Genomic DNA, 25,256 nt, shown 5'->3' with positions numbered 1-25,256 from the left:
CTTTTCCCAAATGTGGACATCAAAGCCCCCTAGTTCCCTATTGTTCTAAAAACGGGCGCCGATACCAATGCGTGCTAAGGGATAGCCTGCACTAGAAAAACTTGCCCCGGCATCAATAATCACCGGTCCGATTTGGTGGGCTATGGCCATCCCAGCTGCACTGTATCCACCGTAGGTTGCAAATCCCACATTAAATGTGGTTTGACCAGAACGTGCCGGCACAATCGGCATGAGTGCTGCTGCCGAGGCAATGCCCGCAAAGGCCTCTCCCCGTAATTGATTGATTTGAGCATCGGTGTAAGCATTCGCTGCGCCCAAGGCCACTGCTCCTATGCCGTCAACATAGGCTTTATTGACAGCATCCGTTGGATTGATGGGGGTGGCCACATTGGTAATTCGGCGTTCTGCTCCTGGGGCGCCCACAGAAACCGTGTTGGGAGCTGTTGTTACAGAGCCAGCGCCAATGGCCACACTGTTGGCATGGATGGCCTGTGCCGATGGGCCAAAGGCAATGGCATTATTGGCACCCGTCGTCGAATTGTTGCCAATGGCAATACTATTGGCACCCCCAGGGTTAGCAGCATTTCCCAAAGCAATGTTACCGCACGTTACTGTTGCGTTAGTGATTGAACAAATTCCGGTAGCAAACAGTTGGTTGATGAGGGCAGAGAGCTGACTGCCATTAATTGCATCCGTACTCGTTGGTGCAATGAGGCCAGGCGCAACATTGACAACCTTGCGTTCAGCACCGGGGGCACCAACAGACACAACATTGGCCTGTGTTGTTACAGAGTTTGCCCCAATGGCCACACTGTTGGCATGTTGAACTGTGGCACCTCTACCAATGGCCACACCATCAGTAGCACCACCCACGACTTGGGCAGTCTGACCAATTGCAATACTATCAGCCGGATTTGCAGTACTTTGGTGGCCAATGGCAATACTACGAGCCCCCAGCGCTTGGTTGCCTGAACCCATTGCGGTGCTGTCAAGCCCTTGGGCTCGGTTACCAGAGCCTACGGCAGTGGCGTTTTGTTGAGTAGCAAAGTTCTGTCTGCCCACAGCGGTGGCGTTTGCTTGGGTGGCTTGGTTGCCTGAACCCATTGCGGTGCTGTCAGACCCTTGGGCAGTGTTTGTAAAGCCAACTGCGCTGCTCCGAACTCCTTGGGCTTGGTTACCAGAGCCTACGGCGGTGGCGTCCTGTTGAGTAGCAAAGTTCTGTCTGCCCACAGCGGTGGCGTTTGCTTGGGTGGCTTGGTTGCCTGAACCCATTGCGGTGCTGTCAGACTCTTGGGCAGTGTTTGTAAAGCCAACCGCGCTGCTCCGAACTCCTTGGGCTTGGTTACCAGAGCCTACGGCGGTGGCGTCCTGTTGAGTGGCAAAGTTCTGTCTGCCCACAGCGGTGGCGTTTGCTTGGGTGGCTCGGTTCTGCATCCCCACAGCGGTACTGTTTTCGCCAGGGGTCAGGTAGGTGTTGGTGGTGCCATCATAATTATTCTGCATCCCTACAGCGGTGGCACTTACTGCATTCGCTGAATTCTGCATCCCCACGGCGGTGGCGTTTGCTTGGGTGGCTTGGTTGCCTGAACCCATTGCGGTGCTGTCAAGCCCTTGGGCTTGGTTACCAGAGCCTACGGCGGTGGCGTTTACTGCATTGGCTTGGTTCACAAACCCCACAGCTGTGGTGTTGTCTGCATTGGCTTGGTTCACAAACCCCATTGCGGTGCTATTAGCTCCTTGTGCAGTGTTTGCAAAGCCAACCGCACTGCTCTGAAATCCTTGTGCGGTGTTTGCAAAGCCAACTGCGCTGCTGTCATTTCCCAGAGCTTGGTTCGCAAACCCCATTGCCGTGCTTCTATCTCCTTGTGCGGTGTTTGCAAAGCCAACTGCGCTGCTGTCATTTCCCAGAGCTCGGTTCGCAAACCCCATTGCCGTGCTTCTATCTCCTTGTGCGGTGTTTGCAAAGCCAACTGCGCTGCTGTCATTTCCCAGAGCTCGGTTCACAAACCCCACAGCGGTACTGTTGTCGCCAGGGGTCAGGTAGGTGCCATCATAATTATTCTGCATCCCCACGGCGGTGGCATTTACTGCATTCGCTGAATTCTGCATCCCCATTGCGGTGCTATTAGCTCCTTGGGCTTGGTTCGCAAACCCCATTGCGGTGCTATTAGCTCCTTGTGCGGTGTTCACAAACCCCACAGCTGTGGTGTTGTCTGCATTGGCTTGGTTCACAAACCCCATTGCGGTGCTTCTATCTCCTTGGGCTTGGTTTTGCATCCCCACGGCGGTGGCACTTACTGCATTCGCTGAATTCTGCATCCCCATTGCGGTGCTATTAGCTCCTTGGGCTCGGTTCTGCATCCCCACAGCAGTGTTGTTATCACCCTCGGCTCGGTTCTGCATGCCAATGGCGGTGTTGTTACTGCCAGTTGTATTCGTAGTGCCATCAGCAACGTTCTGATAACCGACTGCGGTATTGTTATTGCGAGCTGCATTGGCAAAAGAACCTGATCCACTGGGTGTTCCAGTTGTACCGACTCGATTTTGTGCTCCTAGGGCAGTGTTATTGTTGCCTTCGTCTTCAGTTAGAATAGGCCGTTCAACGCCGATTGTGTTGCTAGAGCCAAAGGCATGATTCTGAGCATTAACTCCGTCAATTTTGTTATTATGACCAACAGCGGTGTTTGTGGTATTTATGTTTGACCCAAGGTTATTGTTGCTACCGATCGCATGATTGGCGACAGTGCCACCATTTACTGTGTTGCTAATACCAACAGCAATAGACCGTTGCAAGGCAGGGAGTAAATTGTTATTTGCGCCACAAATTAGGTTTTCGTTCCCTGCACTGGTAGTAGTGGTGGAATCGAAGAAACCAGTACCACCAAGATTCCCACAGTCTCGAGTTTGAGACAATGCAGGTGTGGTGACCAGAATAATGTGCACTGCTGTGCTAACAACACAAGCCAAAACGGGGTGTAGTCTTTTGTACATGAGGGTAGGCCTCCCAAGGTTAAGGTGTAAATACAACAGTCAAGTGCTTTGTAGAATTTTGCACTTTCCTATGGGCTACTCTTTCCTTAAACCCAAAAAGACACAAGTCCTACAGTCGCTAAAAAAGCGAAGGAAAACCCTGCCTTTTTAGTATCCCCCGTTAGCTCACTATTTAAGTAACCCTAGTCAGACTTCGCTTAATTGTCAAGCTTAGTCAAGCACAATTTAGATTTTTTTCGTTTTTAATCGACCCCATCAGTTCCCGATCGCCCGTTGCAGGCGATCGCGCCATGCCAAGGCAAGGGTGAACTCTGTAAAAGGAATGCGATAACAGTCTCCTGTAAAGGTTTCTAGCACCAGTTGAATTGCTCCTTTAGAATGAGTAGTTTGTGTGTCAATTCGTTGACCGTTACACTCAATCCAAATGTTTTGAATAGTCGATAATTCGCAAGTTTGCAAATGAATAATGCCCTGTTGGGTAGGGTGTCCCCACGTCAAGCGATCGCCCTGCTGACCGAGGACAGCGGCAATGTCATATTTACTGGTTTCAAAATTTTTTGCCCACTGGCGATAGTGTTCCACCTTCCGGTACTCGACCCAGCCCAACCGTGCGAGCACGATAAAAATAGCCAATAGGGGTAACCAGAGCAGACCGTGACTCATCGATTCACCAATAACTGCCGCCGCAATACATCGAGGGCATTCATCGCACTGAGATGCCGCACCCAATCCCGTCCCCGTTGACCACTAAAGCGAAATTCACGGGTCATGACCTCGCCATTGGGCAGTGCCACGCCAATATACACCAGTCCCACTGGCTTACTGAGCGTCGCGCCGCCGGGGCCAGCAATCCCGGTAATACTGACGCCCCAGTCACTGCCTAAACGCGTTTTCACGCCTAAAGCCATCTGGGCAGCCACCACGGCACTCACGGCGCCTTCTTGCTCTAAGTCCTCAGGATTGACCCCCAGTAGAGTTACCTTGACATCATTGGCGTAGGCAATTACGCCCCCCTTAAACGAGAGGGAACTCCCCGGCAAACGGGTTAGCATCTCCCCAAGGCCACCGCCGGTGCAGGACTCTGCCACTGCCACTGTTTGCTGTCGTTCCTGAAGCAGCCGCGCCACTGCACTGGCAAGGGTATCCTCATCCGCACCGTAGCAATCTAGGCCGACAATTTGGCGGATTTCTGCTTCAACGGGTTGAATCAATTGCTGGGCCTCCGCTTCATCTTTGGCACGGACGGTAATGCGGAGGCGGGTTTCCCCATTGCTGGCATAGGGCGCCACCGTGGGATGCTCACGGGCAATTTGGGCAGCCACTTTTTCCGCAAGTACCGATTCAGGGATGCCCCAGAAACGCAGCACACGGCTGTAAATTACCTCTTTTCCCCAGCCCTGGGAGCGCAAAAAGGGCACCGCAGTTTCTTGCCACATCTGCTTCATTTCGGCGGGAACACCGGGAAAGGTGAGAATTGTCAGACCCGTGCGCGGCTGCCAAATCATACCGGGGGCACTGCCAATCGGGTTGGGCAAAATCTGGGCGCCCGCAGGCAGGAGCGCCTGTTTACGGTTACTGGGACTAAAGCCGCCGCGATGGGCATACTTGCGTTCTAGATCGGCAATAATTTCAGGACGTTCTTCGAGGGGCGCTTGAAAGAAATCGGCGATGGTTTCCGTTGTCAGGTCATCGGGCGTGGGGCCAAGGCCACCCGTGAAAATCAATAGGCGGGCGCGATCGCAGGCAATAGCGAGGACTTTTTTGATGCGAGTGGGATTGTCGCCCACCACGGTTTGATAGTAGTGGGGAATCCCCAAGCTTGCCAGTTGCTGGGCCAAAAACTGGGCATTGCTGTTGAGAATTTCCCCCAGCAGCAATTCTGTGCCCACGCAAATAATCTCTGCACTCATTGTTTCAGGCATCTTCGTTGTTGCGCACCCGTTCCCATACATACCAAGCGGCAAAGCCCATCAAAAGGGAGGCGGCCACGGCATAGCCCCATCCCCCCGGCAAACCGGCCAAGGCCAAGGCCAGACTCCCCACCCATAGCGTTAGGCAATAGATAAACAGCACCGTCATCCGCTGGGAAAGACCGGCGTTGAGAAGGCGATGGTGTAGATGTCCCTTATCGGGGGCAAAGGGAGACTGCCCTTTCAGGAGGCGGTTAAAAACAACGGTTGAGGTGTCCACAATAGGCACAGCCAGAATTAATAGGGGCAGCAAAATTGCCACCGCTGTGTAGGCTTTCACAAGGCCAATGACCCCTAGGCCGGCAAGGGTAAAACCCATGAAGTAGGCGCCGCCATCGCCCATGAAAATTTGTGCCGGATTGAAGTTATAGCGTAGAAACCCCAAGGCACCTCCTGCCAAGGCAGCTGCCAATAGTCCTGCCTCCGGCTCCCCCATCAGCATACAGACAAACAGCATCGCTGAGGCAGCAATACCCGACACTCCCGCTGCCAGACCATCCACACCATCAATGAAGTTAATGGCATTGGCAATCCCCACTAGCCACACTGTGGTCAAGGGCAAACTGAGCCAGCCGAGGTCAACAGTTCCCACCAAAGGCACTGTGATAATGCGAATTTTGACCCCCACCGCCCAGACAATACCCGCCACCAGAAATTGCAGGACAAGGCGTAGGAGCGCCGGCAAGGTCAACAGATCATCTGAGAGGCCAATCAGGAAAAAGGCCACCCCGCCAAGGGTGACCCCCCAAATCTCATATTCTGCTGGCTGAGGTAGGACGCCAAATCCTCCCGCATTCCAAACAATCAGCAGCGCCACCAGATTGCCTAAAAAGATCGATACCCCCCCTAAACGCACCATGGGACGAGTGTGAATCTTACGGGCATTGGGGCGATCGACAAACCCTGCCTTCTGGCCAAAGTCATTGACAATGGGGGTGACCAACAGAACAACGGCAATGGCAGCAAGGAAGGCAATCAGGTGGTACAGCATCTGTTCAGGGCATTGGCAGCAGGATTCCCTCTCAGGCTAGCACTGGTTGCGGCAATTGCAAGTGGGGATAGAGGGGAAATTGAGTACAGAGGGCAGCCACCCGCTCGCGGCAGCGGTTTTTAATCACCTCATCCTCGGGGGCATGCAGGCGATCGCTAATAATTTCGGCGATTTCCGTAAACTCAGCCTCAGTGAAGCCACGGGTTGTCAACGCTGGGGTTCCTAACCGCAGACCACTGGTGACAAAGGGGGAGGCAGGGTCAAAGGGAATCGTATTTTTATTGGTGGTGATATTGATTTCCCCCATCAGGCGATCGGCCTCTTTGCCCGTTAGATTTACCGATCGCAGGTCAATCAGCATCAAGTGGTTATCGGTGCCCCCAGAGACAAGGCGCAGTTGTCGCGCTTGCAGCCCCGCAGCGAGGGCTTGGGCATTGCGGATCACTTGGCCAGAATAGGCTTTGAACTCGGGCTTAAGGGCTTCACCAAAGGCCACCGCCTTAGCGGCAATAACGTGCTCCAACGGCCCCCCTTGGGTACCGGGAAAGACGGCTTTATCGAACTTTTTGCCCAACTCTTCATCACGGGTAAGAATCAGGCCGCCGCGAGGGCCGCGCAGGGTTTTATGGGTGGTGGTGGTGACCACATCGCAAAGGGGCACAGGATTGGGATGGTGACCTGTGGCAACCAAACCGGCAATGTGGGCAATATCGGCCATGAGGTAGGCCCCCACTTCATCGGCAATTTGGCGAAACTCGGCAAAGGGAATGACGCGCGGATAGGCGGAATAGCCGCAGATGATCAGCTTAGGACGGTGCTGCCGCGCCAAATCCCGCACTTGATCCATATCGAGGCGTTCTGTTTCAGGATGGACACCGTAGTGAACGACGTTAAACCATTTACCAGAAACGTTGACGGGGGAACCGTGGGTGAGATGGCCACCGTGGGACAAATCCATCCCCATAATCGTGTCGCCGGGATTGAGCAGTGCCAAAAAGACGGCAAAATTGGCTTGGGCACCGGAGTGGGGTTGCACATTGGCGTGGGCGGCGGCAAAGAGTTCCTTGGCGCGATCGATGGCCAGTTGCTCTACTTCATCCACAAATTCGCAGCCACCGTAGTAGCGTTTACCGGGCAATCCCTCGGCATATTTGTTGGTGAGAACTGTGCCTTGAGCGGCCATCACCGCAGGAGAAGTAAAGTTTTCGCTGGCAATCAGTTCAAGGTGTTGCTGCTGCCGCTGGACTTCCCGCTGTACCATTTCAGCCACCAAGGGATCCGTTTGCGCAAGCCAATCAATATAGGTCATTTTATTGTCAATGGAGGGAGATGAACTGCCTTACTATCTTATCGCGGATCGCTGCCTGAGCCTTGGTTAGTTGCTCAGTTGCACGTTCCAGAGGCGGGAGGTTTCGAGGCGATCCAGCCACGTTTCGTAGAATGCCCGATTGGCGGCTTGCTCTTGGGGGTCAGTGGTCGTCCAAGGATAGGGGGCAAGGGCAGTGATTGCCGCTGTGGTGACGCAAAACATTGATTTTTGGAAGGTTTGGCAAATTTTCACGCGCAGATCGTCTTCCCCTCGGCCTTGGCGACGATAGAACTCTAAAAGATAGGGAGGGAGATAGTGGCGCATATCCTGCATGAGCAGTGTGGGAGGAATACCAGCCGCACCCGTGGGAATGGGATCCGCAAACAGGGCACCATAACCAAACTCGCTTTGATCGCGGGAAATTTGTTGCGCTTGGGCATTGAAGGAAATGAGGCCAAAGAAGGGGGTACCCCGCAGGAACACCGCTTCGACATAGGGAATGGCGGTGTCGGCTAAAAAGGTAAGACCAGCGCTAGACGGCAGAATATCGTAAGTTTGGCCGTGAATGGTAACGCTGTAGGTAATGGGGCGATCGGCAGCCGCAATCAGTCCCGCGCGAATATGATCTACGACATCGGGAATGCTGCGAATCTCACCCGCATCGTAGCGATCGCTCAAGGTGAGAAAGATGGGATACATCACCGTCCAAAACTGCCCCAAGCCACTGTAGTAGCAGAGCATCCGCACCGTTTCCAGCAAAAACTCTGGAAAAAGCTGGTTCACGAATTGCATCAGGGGATTGCCCCGCAGTTTAGCGGCGATCGCCTTGGCCGCCAATTGCCGAAATTCTGCCGAATCAAGGAAGGCATCAAGACCGCCGCCCCCATGCCACATCATGGCACGCATACAGTATTCGGCGTATTCGTAGTTAATGCGGTCGTGCCACCAGTGGCGCAGCAGCTTGGGAATGGTAATCTCACCGTTGAAGTATTTGAAAAAGGGAAAGAGCACCAGAAACTGCCGCTCACTAATGTCGCAGAGATTTTCCGCGTAGGCCTTGAGCACCACCCCATAGCTTTTGAGGATGCCCACCACTTCCATCACATGGGTTGGCGTATCCGGTAACAGGGCTTGACCATTCAGCAACCGCTCTAGGATGGCGGTACGCAGTTCTTGATGCAGGGAGGTTGGAGCAGCAGTAATCAGGGTCATGGTACGGGCAGCGTAGCAACAGCAGTGGTGAGAAGGCTAACGGTGGTTTCACTCCAATGGATCAGCCAGTTGGGAACAATCCCTAAGATCAAGATTAGCGTGGCTAATAGGAGGCTCGGCAGGCGATCGCCCCACGCCACGGGCGGCAAATCCGTCAATTCATTGGGCAAACGACCAAAAAAGACGCGGTTCACCAGCAAGAGAAAATACACTGCTGTTAAGCCCGTCCCCACCATACACAGGAGTGTTTGCACTGGGAAGGTGAGGAAACTACTGCGGAAGATCAGGAACTCCGCCACAAAGCCCACCATGCCGGGGATACCGCCACTGGCCATGACACCGACAATCATCAGGCTACCAATCAGGGGCAACCCCCGCTCAGGGTTCAGCAATCCCCGCAGTACCTCAATGTTGCGGCTGCCGGTTTTTTCATAGACAACCCCCACCAGTAAAAAGAGGAGGGCGGAAATTAACCCGTGGCTCATCATTTGGGCAATAGCCGCCAAAATACTCAAGGGAGTGGCAGTGGCAGTGGCCAAGAGAACAAACCCCATGTGCCCAATGGAACTGTAGGCCACCATTTTTTTCATATCCGTTTGGGCGATCGCCATTAGGGAACCGTAGAGGACACTGACTACCGCCCAAGTGGCCAACCCCGGCGCCAAAACTTGCCATGCCTGCGGAAATAACTGCACGCCAAAGCGCACTAGCCCATAGGTACCCAATTTCAGGAGTACCCCCGCCAGCAGCACAGAAATCGGCGTGGAGGCTTCAACGTGGGCATCAGGTAGCCACGTATGGAAGGGCACGAGGGGAATCTTGATGCCAAAGCCCACCAAAATCAGCCCCAACAGAACCAGCTGTGAACTCAGGGGTAAGAGGGTGGATAACTGGGGGTCAAAGTCAAAGGAGGGGGCATGGGCTAACCACACCAGTCCCAGAAAGCCAGCCAAGAGCAGCACCCCAGAAATGGCTGTGTAAATTAAAAACTTGGTGGCGGCATAACTGCGCCGTGCCCCACCCCAAATCGCAATCAGAAGGTAGAGGGGAATCAACTCCAATTCATAGAAGAGGAAAAAGAGCAGCAAATTATCGGCCAAAAAAGCGCCACTGACACCCGCATTCAACAGCAGTACCAGCGGGTAATACAACCGCGGACGGGGCAGATTGACAGAAGTGGCCAAGAGGGCAATCAGCGTCAGGAAGTTATTTAAGACCAATAGCGGCAGCGACAGGCCATCCACGCTCAGGCGATAGCTCAAGCCCAGTGGCTCCAACCAAGGAATCACCTCGGTTAATTGCGGTGCTGCATTGGCGGGGTCAAATAGACGGGCGATCGCGAGACTGACGACAAGGGCGATCGCCATCACGACAGCGGCTAAACTGCGGTAGGTGCGTCCCAGACTTTCAGCGGGTAACAGGCTGAGGGCAAGGGCACCGAGTAAGGGCACCCAGAGAAGGAAACTTAACAGCGGCATTACAGTAGTAGCCATGCGATCGCCCCCCCAAGAATCGCCACACCAATGAACACCAGCAGCAAATAGGCTTGGGATTGACCACTGGCACTGTACTTGAGCAACTCACCCCCCACAAGGGATGCCACACCCGTTGTATTCACAATGCGATCGACAATGTGGCGATCCACCCAAGCGCTCAACTGCGAGAGCGATCGCACTGCCCAGACCACGGTATAGCGATAGAGTTCCTCAATGTAAAGATCGTAGGCTAACAGATCCTGCACAAAGCGCAAGGGCACCTTGATCGGACGTGTCCACTGGCGTTTGAGGGTGACAAAGCCGCCAAGGAGAATTCCAGTGAATCCCGACACCACAAGCAGAACCACAATCCACCAATCAATCGTTGTCGGTAACAACTGCACTCGCTGCAAAATGAAGGGCACCAGCAAGTTCAAAATACTCAGGGTGACCATTGGCACTGCTAGCGGCCAAGGCACTTCGGGGGCGCGGCGGGTTTTGGGTTGGGCAGACCCCAAGAAGACCAAGCGAAAGACACGGGTGAGGTTGACAGCCGTTAGGGTATTAACCAGCAAAATCAGCCCCACCAAGCCAAGCTGGGTTTGCCAGTAATAGTCAATGCCGCGATAAAACGACCAAAAGGCACCCAAGGGCAGACAGCCAATTAGGGATAGACCGCCGATCACAAAGGCTGAACTTGTGGCTGGCATCCGTCCGCCTAAGCCCCCCAATTCCGTCAAATCCTGACAGTTAGTGGTCATAATCACACTGCCAATACTCATAAACAGCAGTGCCTTGGCGATCGCGTGGGTGAGCAAGACAAACAGGGCAAAATCTGTCCAGTTGGTGCCGACCCCAATAAACACCAACCCCAGATAGGCGCTCGTCGAGTGGGACAGTGCCCGTTTAATGTCAATCTGGGCAATGGAAACAAGGGATTCACTGATGGCAGTCACCGCCCCAATCAGGATCAGCGCAATGTTTGCCCCCGGGCAGGCCACCAGAATCGGCTGTAGCTTAATGAGAATATAGGCACCCGCCGCCACCACCACTGAGTTGCGCATAATCGAAGCGGGGTTGGGCCCTTCCATCGCTTCATCGAGCCACAGGTGCAAAGGCACTTGAGCACATTTACCCGTGGGACCTGCAATCAAGGCTAAGCCCAGTAAAAAGCCCCAACCGTCTGGTAAATTGGCGTCTTCTGCCCATTGGTAGAGATCGGGAAAATCATAACTCCCCGCAAGGCTGCCGACAGCGACTACCCCCATGAGGAGTAAGATATCCCCCACCCGTTTGGTGAGAAAGGCATCCCGTGCTGCTTTGACCACAAGGGGCTGAGCATACCAGAAGCCAATCAGCAAATAGGTCGAGAGGGTCAGCATCTCCAACAGACCATAGCTGAGGAGCAACGAGTTACTGATCGCAATGCCACTGAGGGCCGCCTCAAAAAAGCCCATCAAGGCAAAGAAGCGGGCCATGCCCCAGTCCTTTTCGAGGTAACCAAGGGCAAAAATCTGCGCCAAGATGCTCAGACCCGTCACCAACTCCATAGCCCCCGTGGTGACACTGTTGATGAGCAATGAAAACGAGAGATCGAGTCCCGGTGCCTGTAGCCAATGCCAAACAATCGTTGCGGTGGCGCCACTGCGAGTTTGTTGCAATAGGAAAAAGCCATGCACAAAAGCAACAATCGTCATCAGCAGATTGAAATAGGCTGCGGGTCGAGGCCCGGTGCGCCGCACAACACCGGTGGCCCAAGGCAACGTCAGGGCTGCACCCACTAAGCCATAACAGGGTACCCACCAACTGGTTTCTAACAGTGAATTTGGCATGGCAAAAATGAACCTTGGCGGTTGAGGACGTTTGCAATACTGCTCTCTTCGTGTATTTTACAGGCTGGGGTTCCGCAGCAGTTTTGAGCCAAATCAATCATGGGGCAAGGATTCACTCTAGGGAAGGTTGAGCAATGGGGGCGATCGCCCTTCCTCGCTATTGTCCTAGCGGTAACATTTTTTGCCGCCCCACCCGCCCCAGCTCAAACGATTAGCCAGCGGGGAATGGTGACAGCAGCTCAACTCGCAGCAGCAAACGTAGGAAGAGATATCCTCAAGGCAGGGGGCAATGCCGTGGATGCAGCCGTGGCAACCGCATTCATGATCGCCGTCGTTGAACCCTATGCCGCTGGGATTGGTGGCGGTGGCTTTGTCCTTGTGTATCACGCCCAATCTCAAACCCTGCGTGCCCTTGATTTTCGGGAGCGTGCCCCCCTGCAAGCGACACCAACGATGTATCTCAACGCGAAGGGAGAGGTGATTCCCCGCGCCAGTTTGGATGGGGTCTTGGCCGCAGGCACCCCCGGCACCGTTGCTGGCTTAGCCGCTTTGCACCAGCACTATGGTCAACTGCCTTGGTCGCAGGTGGTGGCACCCGCCATTCAGGCTGCCCAACAGGGGTTTGCGGTTACCCCACGTTATCAGCAGTGGGCAACGATGCGCCAAGCCGTTCTGCAGCACGATGCTACCGCCGCGCGCATTTTCCTCAGGGATGGCCAAGTCCCCCCCTTGGGCACGGTGATTCAACAGCCGGAGCTAGCAAAAACCTTGGGGGCGATCGCCCGTGATCCCCGCAGCTTTTATGAGGGTTGGATTGCCAGAGCGATTGCCGAGTTTATGGCGCAGCAAGGGGGCAAGATCACCCTAGAGGATTTACGAACCTATACCCCCGTTTGGCGAGAGCCAATTTGTGGCACCTATCGTGCGTTTCAGGTCTGTTCGATGCCACCCCCCTCTGCTGGTGGTGTGGCCCTTGTGCAAATGCTCAACCTCTGGCAACTGTTGCCCCCTGCTTCTACCCCCAGCGATCGCGGTCACTACCTAGCCAGCATCATGCAAATTGCCTACGCCGATCGCGCCCGTTACCTCGGGGATAGTGACTTTGTGCCGGTGCCGGTCACGGCCCTCACCCATCCTCGCTATGCCCAACAGCGGGTCACTGAAATTCTTCCCCGTCGTGCCCGTCCCCAACGTGCTGTGAGTGCCGCAACCCCAATTCAACTTGCAGAGTCAGACAACACCAGTCACCTGAATGTTGTCGATGCCCAAAGAAATGCCGTTAGCCTAACCTTTACGATTAATGGTCCCTTTGGGGCGGGTGTGGTGGTGCCGCAAACGGGGATTCTCCTCAACAATGAAATGGATGATTTTGCCATTGCCCCCAATCAACCCAACCTCTTTGGTGTGGTTGGTATTCAATCAGAAAACGCTCCCCTTGCCAATGGCATCGAACCCGCCAAGCGTCCCCTTTCGAGCATGAGTCCAACAATTGTCCTCAAGGATAATCGCCCCAATATGGTTTTAGGCTCCCCCGGCGGCAGTCGCATTATTACCACCGTGCTGCAACTGTTTCTGAACGTCGTTGATTTAGGGCAGGATGCCGCCACCGCCGTTGCCCGTCCCCGCATTCATCAGCAGTGGGCACCGGATACCCTCTTTGTCGAGCCAACGATTCCAAGTTCTTGGATTCAAGCGTGGCAACAGTGGGGCTATCGGGTAGAACAAAGCCGCCCTTGGGGAAATGCCAGCTTAATTCGCGTTTTGGATCAGGGACAATTGGAAGGGGCAGCCGATCCGCGGGGGGAAGGTGCTGCCATGGGTTGGTAGAGGAGAAATATGGCACAGGTGAGTATGGCCGCCTTAGTCGCCGCAGTGCGAGCGGGCAATTGGTTGATTAGTTTTCCCACCGATACGGTGCCCGCCTTGGCCAGTCGGTGCGATCGCGGGGAATTGATCTATGCTGCCAAGGAGCGCCAACCGGCTAAACCCTTGATCCTCATGGGTGCCCATCCTGAGCAACTCTGGCCCTTTGTGCGCGGTAGTGCTGCTGAATGGGAGCAGTGGTTTGCCATGGCGGCGCGTTATTGGCCGGGGGCCGTGACCTTGGTGTTGCCCGCTGCTGAACTTCCTGCAGGTTTGAACCCCCTAGGTACAGGCACAATTGGCTTGCGGGTTCCCGATTGGCCGCCTGCCCAAGCCCTCCTCGAGCAAACAGGACCATTGGCCACCACTAGTATTAACCGTTCAGGTCAGCCGCCACTCATTGAATGGGGGGCGATCGCCCGTGAGTTTCCCCAAGTGCTGACGCTCCACCCGTGGCAGTTACCCCCTACTCCCCCAGAACCTTCAACCGTCGTGCAATGGCAATCGGGGGAATGGCACGTCCTGCGCCAAGGGCGAGTGCAGATGAAAACACCCTAATACTGGGAATCAATTTCCCCAGAGGCGACCCGTTCGAGGAGTTCCTGTAAAATTTTTTCCTCTTCTTCGGAAATTTCGCCATCGGCAAGCACTGCGTCAATAATTTGGCCATGTTCCTCCAGGGTCAGAATTTTATCTTCTAGGGCTTTTTCCACTAAAGCTTTAATTTGGGCTGTATCCATACTGCGACTCCACGTCGTCACTGCCAGTCACTGCCAGTATAGCCTCATGCTTTGTAAAGCTGACGTTTGTCTCTATTGGCCAAGCAATTGGGTACCTAAGACTTTCTCCAAGGTGTAGGGACAGGTTTCAGGGAGATCTGAGTAATCCAAGGGGGTTTCACGCACCACTAAATCTTTGCCAGATTCATAGGCCTCAGCGATCGCCTGGGGTAAGTAGGGTTGCAGGCTGGGGTTTTGACTGATCAGCTTCTCCACAGCTCGCCGTTGTTCGCGAATGGTTGCTCGCCAGCTTTTACTGCGTTTTTGCGGCTGATAGTCCCACTTCAGGAGCTGTCCAATGAGAATCCCGAGGCGATTTTCTAGCTCCCGACGCTCCTGCCGTCCCAAGGCTTCGATTTCCTCTACTAGGTGGGCAATATCAAGGTGGGCAAAGTCGCCTGCCTTGAGCAACTTCGCCTGCTCTAGGGTCCAAGCATAAAAGTCCGTGTCATACAGAGGAGAGGTCATGGCCTTTGATGGTGAACTATTCCGTGGGATACAAATCTCGCGGGAAGTCTGGGTCGAGCAATTGTTCTAGGGTATAGGGACAGGTTGGGGGTAAATCTGGATAGTCTAGGGGCGTTTCCAAGCACACTAAGTCTAGTCCTGCCAAATAGGCTTTGGCGATCGCCTTCGTTAGATAAGACTGAAGGCTAGGATTTTCTTCCAATAAATCCTTAATCTCGCGTCGTTGCATCTGAATCGTGACTCGCCAACTTTTACTGCGTCTTTCTGGCTGGTACTCCCACTTCAGCAAATGCCCAATCAAAACACCGAGGCGGTTTTTTAGTTCTTGCCGCTGCTGCCGTGCCAAGGCTTCGATTTCCTCTACTAGGTGGGCAATATCAAGATGGCTAAAGTCCCCTGTCTTGAGTAGCTTCGCCTGCTCTAGGGTCCAAGCATAAAAGTCGCTTTCATAAAGATTGCTTTGCATGATTTTTGATGAGCAGATCCCCTCAAGCTGCATTTTAGATAATGTACGCTGCAAAAAATTGCCCCAAGCTAGGACTGGCACTCACCAGTGTATGAAAGATACGACTCCCGGCTTCCTGCCCCGGCTGAATGGGAAACATTCTCTGCCACGGTTCTGGCGGGTCTAACCATTGCCAGTGGGCACCAGCGGCATGGACAATTGGCCAAGCGGGGGCAACATCCCAAATGCGAGGTGTGCGCTCCACAGCACCAAGCGTATAACCCGCAGCAACGGTCAGCAAGTTGTAACTGGCGGATCCCAACATGCGAATTTTGCAGGGGAAGGAGCGCTTGAGCACATCAGTACTGCGGGCACAAAGACTAAAAAACGTCTGCAACGTTGGCTCACTGACTTTGACGCGAATGGGTTTCTCATTCAAATAGGCACCGTTGGCATGGTCAGGGGCTTGATAGAAGCCATAAAACGTCTGCTGCAAGCCGGGAACGTGCACATAGCCAAATACGGGTGTGCCTTGGTAGAGCAGACTGAGGGCAATACACCAAATGGGCAGACCATGACTATAGTTAGTCGTGCCATCAATCGGATCAATGATCCAACACCACTGTTCACCACCGTAGGTATGGTTGCCCTCTTCACTCAGGCAGCCATGGTGGGGAAAGCGCTCTTGCAGCATCGCGGTGATTTTTTGATCGGCCCAAAGGTCAGCACGGGTAACAAGGCTGCCATCGGCTTTGCGATCGCTGGGGGATTGCCCTGCCCACTCCAGCAAACGGGGGGCAACCACCTGTTGAATCTGTTGACAGGTTTGCAGCACCTCAGACCAAAACCCTGAGTTCATTGGCTGTCTCCCACCGCGATACAATGAGCACGTCTGATCCTATACCCACTGGTCAATATCCGTCCCGACTCCCCATGGCACAAACACTGGTCGTCAAAATTGGCACATCGAGCTTAACGGGGGGTAAAGAAGGAAATCTGGCCTTGGCCACCATTGCCCAACTGGTGGAGGTCTTGTGTCACTGTCAACGGCGGGGCGATCGCGTGGTACTCGTCTCCTCTGGGGCGGTGGGCGTGGGTGCTGTGCGCTTGGGCTTAACAGAGCGTCCCCAACAATTAGCCCAAAAACAAGCAGTGGCAGCAGTGGGGCAGGGACACCTAATGCGCATGTACGATGATCTTTTTTCAGTCCTGCGCCAGCCGATTGCCCAAATCCTCGTGACGCGGCAAAATTTTGTCGATCGCCAGAGCTACCTGAATATCTACAACACGTTCCAAGCGCTGTTTGAACTGGGCGTCATCCCCATTGTCAATGAAAACGATACGGTGGCGGTGGATGAACTCAAGTTTGGCGACAATGATACCCTCTCAGCCCTTGTGGCGAGCCTTGTGGAAGCGGATTGGTTATTTTTGCTCACGGATGTCGATCGCCTCTACTCAGCAGACCCGCGCATTGATAAAACAGCCGTTCCCATTGAGCGGGTGGTCTCCTTAGCCGAGTTAGCCCAAACGATTCAAATTGGTGCTGCTGGCTCCCCTTGGGGCACCGGGGGCATGGCCACCAAAATTCGGGCTGCCGAGATTGCCACCGAAGCCGGCGTACGCACTGTCATTACCGATGGGCGATCGCCCACCAACCTGCTAAAAATTCTTGCGGGTGAGCCCTTGGGCACCCACTTTGAACCCCGTCCCAAAACCATCAATGCCCGCAAACGCTGGATTGCCCGTGCCCTCATTCCCAAAGGCGAGTTGTGGCTCGATGAGGGTGCCGTTAAGGCCATTACTGTGGGTGGCAAGTCCCTCTTAGCAGCAGGCATCACCCGTGTTGCAGGGGAGTTTCAAGCCCAAGATGCTGTTAAGCTCTGTGACCCCGCAGGCACTGAAATTGCCCGTGGCCTTGTCAACTACAACAGTGAAGAAATCCGGCGTGTGCAGGGGCAACAGTCCAGCGAACTAGCCAAGATCCTCGGCTATGCCGCTGCCGATACGATTGTCCACCGCGACAACTTGGTGGTGACCCTGTAACCGTGCTTTATCGCCCCAAAAAGAACGATCGGTAGCAAGTGCGGTAAAATTACTCACTAACTGTGACGGTTTATGCAGCGATTGGGGGTAGGTTTTGCATCTGGCATAGTCACACCAAGGAGGGCGTATCCCTCTAGGACAGTACCTGATGGGCGAAAGGACACGTATGGTTCAATTCCACATCCAACCAGATAGCGAAATTCCTGCTTCAACTCAGCTCTTTAACCAAATTAGTTTTGCGATCGCTGCACGGCAATTTCCGCCGGGGTATCGCTTGCCCAGTACGCGGCAGCTCGCCATGCAAACTGGATTGCACCGCAACACGATCAGCAAAGTTTACGAACGCCTTGAAGCTGCTGGTTTAGTCGTGCCCCAAGTGGGGTCGGGCATCTATGTGCGTGCCCTCGGCCAAGAGGAAACCCGTCCTCGCCAACGCCGACCCGCTGTTGTGCCTGTACACCGCATTGTTCAAGAAAGTGTCGATACCCTCCTCGAAATGGGCTATTCCCTGAGTCAAATTCGCGAGTTATTCCTTGCCGAGATTGATGCCCGCCAGAAAGCTGGAGTGAGGGTTTTGGTGACGGTGCCCCGCCACGATCAAGGGGCTGGCGAACTGATTGTTCAGGAACTGCAACAACTGCTGCCAATTCCCGTCGAGCTGATTTTTCTTGAAGACTTAGAAACCGTCCTTGATGGCGATACCTCTGCAACTGTCGTTACCGTGCGCTATTTTGCCAGCATGACGGAAGCGATTACCCGCGATAAGGACGTGCGAGTATTTTTCATCGACATCTACAACTACCAGCGGGAACTGGAAGTGGTGCGACAATTGCCAAAAGGCTCCTGCTTGGGGTTGGTGAGCCTGAGTTCCGGTACCCTCGGTGTGGCCGAGGTGATGATCCACAGTTTGCGAGGGGATGAGCTACTCTTGGTGACGGCTCAAGCCAACGATAGCTATAAGCTCAATGCCTTGGTGCACCGTGCCCACACGATCATTAGCGATCGCGCCAGTGGGGAACGGGTCAAAGCAGCCATTGCGGCGGCTCGTCATGAGTTGATTCGCATCCCCCGTCTCATTTGCTGCGAAAGCTACATTGATCCACAGTCGGTTGAGCTGCTGAAACGGGAAATTGGTCTGACGGAGGATCTCCCCCTCGAAGCTAAAGCCTCTTGACTCAGGGATTGAGGTCATTCAGGCTATGGGACAATTGCACGGTGATTACCTGATTTTTTGCTTGATTGTGCATTGCATCCAGTTGTAGGTTCGTAAGATAACCTAAGCCAGCGGCTAGACTACAGTACAGGATGCCGACGGCACTGAGTTTTGGCCAATGCAAGCTCATAAAACGCCACATGAGTTAACTCCTCATTGACAGAACCACACCACATAAGTCAAGACCCCTGCTGCCAGCCCAAAACCCAGCCCTCTTCACAGGGATGGAACACAGTTAAAACGGTGAAAGTCTCTATAGGAGAGAAGCCCCCTTTGTGTCCCCCATGTTTTAGAACAGGACTGTACCTAGGAAATCTCTGGAGAACTTCCTAAGCAAGGGAACGCGGTTTGCGAGTAGGGGTCACACCTAAAAAGTTATTTCCAATTTTACTGATTGCGCTAAGAACCGTACTCAGCGTGTTACAGTTATTAAATTTTATGAAATATGCAGCAAAGTCCTGAATTTGTAAGGACTTGAGAAAGATTAAAGAAGTCTTCTAAAATCATCTAGAAAATGTTAATTATTTTTTTATTTTGGCTCAGCCAGCAAGCGTGGATACCCTGCCTCCGGTACGTATTGTGCTCGTGGAACCCCAAGGGGAGATCAATGTCGGCAGCATTGCCCGTGCGATGAAAAATATGGGGTTACAGCAGTTGTGGATTGTCAGTCCCCGCTGTGATCCCAAGGGAGAGCTAGCCCGTCGCTGGGCGGTTCATGCAGAGGATGTGCTCCAGCAAGCCAGAATGACGGACTCCCTCGCAACGGCACTGGCGGATTGTCAGCGGGTCTTTGCCACGGTGGGGCGAGAGGTGGCGGATTTGGCGTTACCTCTGTGGACACCGCGTCAGGCGGCACCGCAACTGTTGGCTGTCCCGCAGTCGGCACTGGTCTTTGGTCGCGAGGATCGGGGACTCACGAATGCAGAATTGGAGTGTGCCCATGGTTTGGTGCAGATTCCTACGGCTAATGCTTATCCATCTTTGAATCTGGCGCAAGCTGTTGCCGTATGCTGCTATGAGTTGTGGTTGACGGCCTGCGACAGTGCGGGAACTTTTCCCCAAGGGTCTGCCGTCCCCTTTGAGCGGTTGCAGGGGTTTTATGACCATTTAGAGCAGGTGCTGCTCCAGATTGGTTTTTTGTATCCCCATACCGCTGCTAGTCGTATGGCCAAGGTGCGATCGCTCCTCGGGCGTGCCTACCCCACGGATGCCGAAGTGGCGCTGTTGCGGGGCATGGTTCGTCAGGTGGAGTGGGCGATTCAGCACGCAGCCACGATTGCTTCGGACACCTTCCCTCTACAGTAAATGGCATGGTTGCTCAGTCGCGTTCAATGGTTTCGTCCTCTACGCTTTCCTCACTGTCTCATCCGTCACCGCTTCCTAGCCCAACGCCTCCCCGTCCCAATTTGTTCTTAATGACTTTTCGCTTTGGCGTCAGTGTGGTTGCCCTTGCCACCATAGTCGGCACACTGCTGTCGGTGTTGCAGCCTGAAAAACTGTCCCTAGAGACCACGGCCAGTCAGGCGATCGCTCCTGAAACACCAACCCCCAACTTGCCCCCAGAACGTCCCCTCCCCACTCTGCAACAGCAAATTCAACAACTGGTGAGCCGTCAACCCAATCTGACGGCGGGGCTGTACTTTTTTAACCTCGACTCCGGGGCATCTCTGAATGTAGGCGGCGATGCGGTCTTTCCAGCGGCCTCTACGATTAAATTTCCCATCCTTGTTGCCTTTTTCAAGGCGGTGGATGAGGGACGAGTCACGCTCCATGAACGCCTCACCATGCGTCCGGATCTGATTGCCCCTGAGGCCGGTACGCTGCAGTATCAAAAGCCCAATTCCCAGTATCCTGCCCTTGAGGTGGCCGATTTAATGATTACCATTAGCGACAACACGGCAACGAATATGATTATTGATCGCCTTGGGGGCGCAGCCGTGCTCAACCAACAGTTTCGGGAATGGGGCTTAGAAAATACAGTGATCAACAATCTGCTACCGGATATGAAGGGCACCAACACCACTAGCCCCCGCGACTTGGCAACGCTGATGCTGAAAATTGGTCAGGGGGAAATTGTCTCCCCCCGTAGTCGCGATCGCCTGCTGGACATTATGCGGCGCACGGTCACTAATACCCTCTTGCCCGCTGGCCTTGGCAAAGGGGCTACGATTGCCCACAAAACTGGCGATATTGGTATTGTGGTGGGAGATGCGGGCATGGTGGATATGCCCAATGGCCAACGCTATGTGGCAGCAATGATGGTGAAACGCCCCTACAATGATCCCCGAGGTAGTGAACTCATTCGCCAAGTCTCGCGCATGGCCTACCAAGCCTTCGAGAAACTTCCCCCTTCTCAGCCCTAGATGTCGCAGCCACTCCTGACCTTAGAGAATGTGTGCCGCTACTTTGGCGGCCTCAAGGCGGTTGATTGCGTGTCCTTTAGCGTGGCAACGGGGGAGATTTTTGGCATTATTGGCCCCAATGGCGCTGGTAAAACCACCCTTTTTAACCTGCTGACGGGGTTAATTCCTCTCACCTCAGGAGAAATTCAGTTTCAGCAGCAGCCCCTGCACCTGCTTAAGCCCCACCAGATTGCTGGGTTGGGCATTGCTCGCACCTTTCAAAATATTCGCCTCTTTCCAGAGATGAGTGTTTGGGAGAATGTGCGCATGGGACAGCATCTCCATGCCCCTGCCGGTTTTTGGGTAAACCTCTGGGGAGCAGCGCCCGTACGGTATGTTCAGGAGCGCTTGGAAAACCGCGCCAAGGAACTCCTCTACTGGGTGAATCTCTATGAGCGGCGCCACGAGCGGGCAGGCAACTTACCCTATGGTGAACAACGCCGCCTTGAACTGGCGCGTGCCTTGGCACTGCAACCCCGCCTGCTCTTGTTAGATGAACCGGCTGCGGGTATGAACCCCAAGGAAAAGCAAGACCTCTGTGAGTTAATTCGCCGCCTCAAGGAGACCTTTGACCTGACGGTGATTCTCATTGAGCACCATGTGCCCTTGGTGATGAGTTTGTGCGATCGCTTGGCAGTATTGGACTTTGGTCAACTCATTGCTTTAGGGGATCCCCTGACGGTTAAAAATGATCCCAAGGTGATTGAGGCATACCTCGGCGGTGATGTTTAAGGCGACGGATTCCTATTTCCAAGGACGAACAGCCATTCTTGCCACCAAGCATGGCAAAGAGCAGGCGATCGCCCCGGTGCTGGCGCGTCTAGGGGTAACGGTGGTTGTGGCCTCGGATTTTGATAGCGATCGCTTTGGGACGTTTAGCCGTGAAATTCCCCGCTGTGGCACCCAAGAGGAGGCAGCTCTCGCCAAGGCAGAAGCGGTGCTGACACAAACGGAGGCAGACTTAGTGGTTGCCAGTGAGGGGAGCTTTGGCCCTCATCCGCAATTTCCGATGCTTCCGAGCGATCGCGAACTCATCCTGCTTGTGGATCGCCGCCATGACCTTGTCTTGCGGGGGGAGGTGCTCTCCCTAGAAACCAACTTTAACCATGCCACCGTGAGTCATCTTGAAGAGGCCTTGGCCTTTGGCGCACGGGTGGGCTTTCCATCCCATGGTTTGATTGCAATGGCGCAGGCGGATCCTCTACCCAATACGCCAATTTTCAAAGGGATTCAAAGCGAGGAACAGTTGCAAAGGGCGATCGCTAGCCTGCAAACCGATCGCCCCACCATTCACCTTGAAACCGATATGCGGGCCCACATGAACCCGACGCGCATGCGGGTGATTGCTCAAGCGGCTGCTGACCTCGTTCAAGCAATGGCTCAGGGCTGTCCCCAGTGCGGCTGGCCGGGGTTTGTGGCTTGTGAGAAACTGGCGGGGCTACCCTGTGAAGTGTGTGGCGCACCCACCAGCGCCATCAAAGCCAGCCGTTACCGCTGTCAACGCTGTTTGCACCAACTCACAGTGCCAGTTCCTGAAGCCGTTGCCGATCCCAGTCAATGCTACTTCTGCAACCCCTAGGCAAGGACAAAGACTTGGTATAATCCCTTGTACAGCCCTCGGCACCGATTAAGCCATCCTATCGTCTGCATTCCTAGCGCATGTTTTGAGGAGTGACCCATGACACCTCGCTATCTCACCAGTCTTGCCCTTGCTGCACTCACTCTCAATCTCGGGGGTATGGCGCTTGCCCAGACTGCAAACACGAATAACCCAATGGAAGGCTGGCAACAAAACGGCAATACCAATGATTTGGGAAGCATTCTTAATCCCCAGAATGGCAACTTTTCCGTGCCCGGACTGATGAATCGCCTGCGTTTGATGGATGGTCGCGATCCCAACGAAGTAGTGGCGGATCAAATGGAAAATCTCAATGCTCAAGCGGAGGCCTTTCGCAAACGGCAGCAGCAACAATTCCAAAATCTAACGGTTACGCCCTAGGACGGGGATGGTATGTCCCCAAGGGTATTGATTTTGGGCTTAGGTCATTGGGGACAAACACTGGCATACCTATTTGAGCAACAGGGCTGCAGGGTCTCCTGCTGGGGGCGATCGCAGGGGGCACTCTCGGCTGCTCTTTTCCAAGAGATTCACTTATTGGTTTCGGCTCTCCCCATCAAAGCTGTGCGGGAAGTCGCTGCCCAAGTGGCCGCCCTCAAGCCCCCCCTAGACACCATCCTTGTCAGTGCCACCAAGGGTTTAGAAGCAGAAACCTTTGCCACAGCAGCGGATATTTGGCAAACCTACTGCCCGCATCACGATCTCGTCGTTCTTTCTGGTCCCAACTTGGCCGGTGAAATTCAACAGGGACTACCGGCAGCGGCAGTGGTGGGGGGAAAGCCAGCAGCCACCAAGCCAGTGCAAGACTGTTTGGGCAGTACCACCTTTCGCCTCTATAGCAATGAGGATCGGCGGGGTGTGGAAATGGGGGGCATCTTCAAAAATGTGATTGCGATCGCCTGTGGCGTCAATGATGGTCTGGGTCTTGGCGTCAATGCCCGCTCTGCCCTGATTACCCGAGGACTGGTGGAAATGGTGCGGGTGGGTACCCACTGGGGCGGACAAGTGGAAACTTTCTACGGCCTTTCAGGGTTAGGGGATCTCCTCGCCACCTGTACCAGCGCCCTGAGTCGCAACTATCAAGTGGGGTGGCATCTTGCCCAGGGTCAATCCCTCTCCCAAGCCCTAGCGCTGACCAAGGGGACGGCTGAAGGGGTGAACACTGCTCGCGTGCTCTGCACCTATGCCCAGCAGCACCAGTTAGAGATGCCGATTACGGCGATGGTGAATGCCGTTCTGAGGGGCGACCTCACTCCCCAAGCGGCTCTCCACTGTCTTTTGGAGCGTCCCTTCAAGCCGGAGATTATTCCTGGTCAGTAGCTTCAGTCCTTGGCTGTGAACTTGCCCCGGGTGCCGGCAGCGCCGCAGGAGCCGTTTCACTGACGGGAATGGCCACAGGGGGACGGTCAAGACTGAGCATCAAACCAACTGCCGTTGGCTCAATCGATAGAGGAGATACCGCTGGCTCAATGCCGGCAGGACTGGTGATAGCCACAGGCAGACTGGAGAAGGGATTGGGAATTAGACCCGTCAGCATTGCCACGAAGGATGCCGCTAGGGTTGCTCCTGCACTCCCTAAGACCCAAATACGACGGGGGCGATGGGCCTTAGCAATCACTTCAGCGGCCAAACGATCCGCTGGACAGGGGGTCAAGGGTACGGGCAGTTCTTGCATCTGTTGCTTGAGGGTCAGGAGTCGCTGATAGAGGCGTTGGCCTTCGGGGTCAGTGGCCAGCCATGCTTCCACCTGTTGCCGTTCTGCAGCCGTCACTTCACCATCGAGGTAGGCGCTCAGGAGTTCAAAGGTATCGCGTTTGCAGTGATCCAGTTCGTCCATCATAGGGGTCTGTCCTTGCAGGAAAAGGGTAGGGGTGATTCGCATCAGGTTGAAGGGAGATCGAGGTGGGGTTGGAGTTCTAGTTGGAGTCGCTGTCGGGCACGGGCGATTCGCGATTTCACGGTTCCGAGGGAAACCCCAGTGATTTGGGCAATTTCTTCGTAGGAGAGGCCTTCAATTTCCCGCAGAACAATCGTTGTCCGAAAGGTTGCCGGTAGGTTGGCGATCGCCCGCCGTAATTGATCATAAAATTCATCCGTACGCAACCGGTCATCGGGACTGGCATCACTGGCGGCAAGTTCCCAGCTCATTTCACCCTCTTGGGTTTTCAGGGGTGCATCCAGCGACAGGGGCGGTTGATGGCGTTTGCGTTTGCGCAACTCATCGTAAAACAAGTTGGTGGCAATGCGGCTGAGCCAACCCCGAAATTTGCTGGCGTCTTGGAGTTTGTGAATGTTGCGATAGACCCGAATCCAGACTTCTTGCACAAGGTCGGCGCGATCGTCCCAGTCGGGCGCGAGGTGATAGATAATTCGCTCCACATGGGATTGGTATCGCCGCAACAATTCAGTAAAGGCAGCACGATCTGGGGTTCTGCCGGCTTGACAGCGGACAACCAACTCTTGGGGTGTAAGTTTTGTCAGCGGCAGCGTCACCCGAGCACTGGTCTCCTCAACACGCGTCCAAGCAAGGGGAAGACTGGATGTCATGGATACAATCGACCTCAGACCAATCGCTTTTCATGACGCCCTTGCCCCCATGATGTTCCCTGATCCGTTATAGCTTGCCAAGGACATTGCCATGCATC

At 54.4% G+C, this 25,256-nt stretch carries 25 protein-coding genes and 1 pseudogene; 10 read left to right on the top strand and 16 right to left on the bottom strand.

The annotated features are described in order from the left end of the window. Positions 1-45: 45 nt before the first annotated feature. From RHK62_RS09770 to RHK62_RS09730, 9 genes and pseudogenes are all read right to left on the bottom strand, one after another. Positions 46-1,719, bottom strand: coding sequence for a YadA-like family protein (locus tag RHK62_RS09770; protein WP_310453658.1), 1,674 nt, complete (start codon positions 1,717-1,719; stop codon positions 46-48). A gap of 27 nt (positions 1,720-1,746) precedes the next feature. Then, positions 1,747-2,277: pseudogene (locus RHK62_RS13110) on the bottom strand (hypothetical protein); the annotation flags it as partial. A 969-nt stretch (positions 2,278-3,246) separates the two neighbouring features. Beyond that, the gene (locus RHK62_RS09760) at positions 3,247-3,654 is read right to left on the bottom strand and encodes a hypothetical protein (protein ID WP_302678013.1); all 408 of its coding nucleotides are present in this window, start codon (positions 3,652-3,654) and stop codon (positions 3,247-3,249) included. Further along, positions 3,651-4,901, bottom strand: coding sequence for a competence/damage-inducible protein A (locus RHK62_RS09755; RefSeq protein WP_206199731.1), 1,251 nt, complete (start codon positions 4,899-4,901; stop codon positions 3,651-3,653). The genes RHK62_RS09760 and RHK62_RS09755 overlap by 4 nt, the downstream gene beginning before the upstream one ends. A gap of 4 nt (positions 4,902-4,905) precedes the next feature. Further along, positions 4,906-5,952 (bottom strand): MraY family glycosyltransferase, encoded by a 1,047-nt coding sequence (locus RHK62_RS09750; protein WP_310453656.1) that lies wholly within the window; start codon positions 5,950-5,952, stop codon positions 4,906-4,908. Positions 5,953-5,983: 31 nt separating this feature from the next. Beyond that, entirely contained in the window at positions 5,984-7,261 is a 1,278-nt protein-coding gene (glyA, locus tag RHK62_RS09745) for a serine hydroxymethyltransferase (protein ID WP_206199729.1), read from the bottom strand. 66 nt (positions 7,262-7,327) lie between these two features. After that, complete coding sequence (locus RHK62_RS09740) at positions 7,328-8,473, bottom strand: CO2 hydration protein (RefSeq protein WP_310453655.1); 1,146 nt, start codon at positions 8,471-8,473, stop codon at positions 7,328-7,330. Continuing rightward, complete coding sequence (locus tag RHK62_RS09735; RefSeq protein ID WP_310453654.1) at positions 8,470-9,966, bottom strand: NADH-quinone oxidoreductase subunit M; 1,497 nt, start codon at positions 9,964-9,966, stop codon at positions 8,470-8,472. The genes RHK62_RS09740 and RHK62_RS09735 overlap by 4 nt, the downstream gene beginning before the upstream one ends. Further along, a complete protein-coding gene (locus RHK62_RS09730; RefSeq protein WP_302678010.1) occupies positions 9,951-11,780 on the bottom strand; it encodes an NAD(P)H-quinone oxidoreductase subunit F in 1,830 nt (609 codons plus the stop codon). Before RHK62_RS09730 ends, RHK62_RS09735 begins: the two co-directional genes overlap by 16 nt. A 99-nt stretch (positions 11,781-11,879) precedes the next feature. On the opposite strand from RHK62_RS09730, the gene ggt reads away from it, so the two are divergent. Both ggt and RHK62_RS09720 read left to right on the top strand, forming a co-directional pair. Next, on the top strand, positions 11,880-13,607 hold the full coding sequence (gene ggt, locus RHK62_RS09725) for a gamma-glutamyltransferase (protein ID WP_302676196.1): 1,728 nt from the start codon (positions 11,880-11,882) through the stop codon (positions 13,605-13,607). A 9-nt stretch (positions 13,608-13,616) separates the two neighbouring features. Continuing rightward, positions 13,617-14,201: an L-threonylcarbamoyladenylate synthase gene (locus RHK62_RS09720; RefSeq protein WP_310438251.1), complete on the top strand. Its 585-nt coding sequence runs from the start codon at positions 13,617-13,619 to the stop codon at positions 14,199-14,201. Here the strand turns inward: RHK62_RS09720 and RHK62_RS09715 are convergent. The 4 genes from RHK62_RS09715 to RHK62_RS09700 all read right to left on the bottom strand — a co-directional run bounded on the left by RHK62_RS09715 (position 14,198) and on the right by RHK62_RS09700 (position 16,194). Beyond that, entirely contained in the window at positions 14,198-14,383 is a 186-nt protein-coding gene (locus RHK62_RS09715) for a hypothetical protein (RefSeq protein ID WP_302676198.1), read from the bottom strand. The genes RHK62_RS09720 and RHK62_RS09715 overlap by 4 nt on opposite strands. A 72-nt stretch (positions 14,384-14,455) precedes the next feature. Beyond that, entirely contained in the window at positions 14,456-14,890 is a 435-nt protein-coding gene (locus tag RHK62_RS09710) for a DUF29 domain-containing protein (protein ID WP_310453653.1), read from the bottom strand. Between the two features lie 16 nt (positions 14,891-14,906). Further along, a complete protein-coding gene (locus RHK62_RS09705; RefSeq protein ID WP_302676200.1) occupies positions 14,907-15,356 on the bottom strand; it encodes a DUF29 domain-containing protein in 450 nt (149 codons plus the stop codon). A gap of 34 nt (positions 15,357-15,390) precedes the next feature. Then, entirely contained in the window at positions 15,391-16,194 is an 804-nt protein-coding gene (locus tag RHK62_RS09700; protein WP_206199722.1) for an inositol monophosphatase family protein, read from the bottom strand. Between the two features lie 74 nt (positions 16,195-16,268). On the opposite strand from RHK62_RS09700, the gene proB reads away from it, so the two are divergent. Beyond that, complete coding sequence (proB, locus tag RHK62_RS09695) at positions 16,269-17,378, top strand: glutamate 5-kinase (RefSeq protein ID WP_206199721.1); 1,110 nt, start codon at positions 16,269-16,271, stop codon at positions 17,376-17,378. Positions 17,379-17,544: 166 nt separating this feature from the next. Then, the gene (locus RHK62_RS09690) at positions 17,545-18,552 is read left to right on the top strand and encodes a GntR family transcriptional regulator (protein WP_190278210.1); all 1,008 of its coding nucleotides are present in this window, start codon (positions 17,545-17,547) and stop codon (positions 18,550-18,552) included. A 1-nt stretch (position 18,553) separates the two neighbouring features. Here the strand turns inward: RHK62_RS09690 and RHK62_RS09685 are convergent, their stop codons facing one another. After that, entirely contained in the window at positions 18,554-18,733 is a 180-nt protein-coding gene (locus tag RHK62_RS09685) for a hypothetical protein (protein ID WP_302676203.1), read from the bottom strand. Between the two features lie 410 nt (positions 18,734-19,143). Here RHK62_RS09685 and RHK62_RS09680 point away from each other — a divergent pair, with 410 nt between their 5' ends. The 6 genes from RHK62_RS09680 to RHK62_RS09655 all read left to right on the top strand — a co-directional run bounded on the left by RHK62_RS09680 (position 19,144) and on the right by RHK62_RS09655 (position 23,931). Beyond that, positions 19,144-19,896 carry an RNA methyltransferase gene (locus RHK62_RS09680; protein ID WP_310453652.1) on the top strand — a complete coding sequence of 251 codons (753 nt, stop codon included), beginning with the start codon at positions 19,144-19,146 and terminating at the stop codon, positions 19,894-19,896. A gap of 110 nt (positions 19,897-20,006) precedes the next feature. Beyond that, positions 20,007-20,954: a serine hydrolase gene (locus RHK62_RS09675; RefSeq protein WP_310453651.1), complete on the top strand. Its 948-nt coding sequence runs from the start codon at positions 20,007-20,009 to the stop codon at positions 20,952-20,954. After that, a complete protein-coding gene (locus tag RHK62_RS09670; RefSeq protein WP_310453650.1) occupies positions 20,955-21,725 on the top strand; it encodes an ABC transporter ATP-binding protein in 771 nt (256 codons plus the stop codon). Beyond that, on the top strand, positions 21,718-22,572 hold the full coding sequence (locus RHK62_RS09665) for a DUF6671 family protein (RefSeq protein ID WP_310453649.1): 855 nt from the start codon (positions 21,718-21,720) through the stop codon (positions 22,570-22,572). The genes RHK62_RS09670 and RHK62_RS09665 overlap by 8 nt, the downstream gene beginning before the upstream one ends. A gap of 99 nt (positions 22,573-22,671) precedes the next feature. Continuing rightward, positions 22,672-22,992, top strand: coding sequence for a hypothetical protein (locus tag RHK62_RS09660; RefSeq protein WP_302678003.1), 321 nt, complete (start codon positions 22,672-22,674; stop codon positions 22,990-22,992). Between the two features lie 12 nt (positions 22,993-23,004). Beyond that, positions 23,005-23,931 (top strand): NAD(P)H-dependent glycerol-3-phosphate dehydrogenase, encoded by a 927-nt coding sequence (locus RHK62_RS09655; protein ID WP_310438257.1) that lies wholly within the window; start codon positions 23,005-23,007, stop codon positions 23,929-23,931. On the opposite strand, the gene RHK62_RS09650 is transcribed toward RHK62_RS09655, so the two are convergent. Beyond that, a complete protein-coding gene (locus RHK62_RS09650; protein WP_310453648.1) occupies positions 23,915-24,451 on the bottom strand; it encodes a DUF4880 domain-containing protein in 537 nt (178 codons plus the stop codon). The two genes, RHK62_RS09655 and RHK62_RS09650, sit on opposite strands and share 17 nt — an antisense overlap. Positions 24,452-24,492: 41 nt before the next feature. Further along, positions 24,493-25,158: a sigma-70 family RNA polymerase sigma factor gene (locus RHK62_RS09645; protein WP_206199712.1), complete on the bottom strand. Its 666-nt coding sequence runs from the start codon at positions 25,156-25,158 to the stop codon at positions 24,493-24,495. Positions 25,159-25,256: the final 98 nt, after the last annotated feature.

Source organism: Thermosynechococcus sp. HY213 (genome assembly GCF_031460975.1).
GTDB lineage: Bacteria > Cyanobacteriota > Cyanobacteriia > Thermosynechococcales > Thermosynechococcaceae > Thermosynechococcus.
This window is presented reverse-complemented; position numbering and strand designations above follow the sequence as displayed.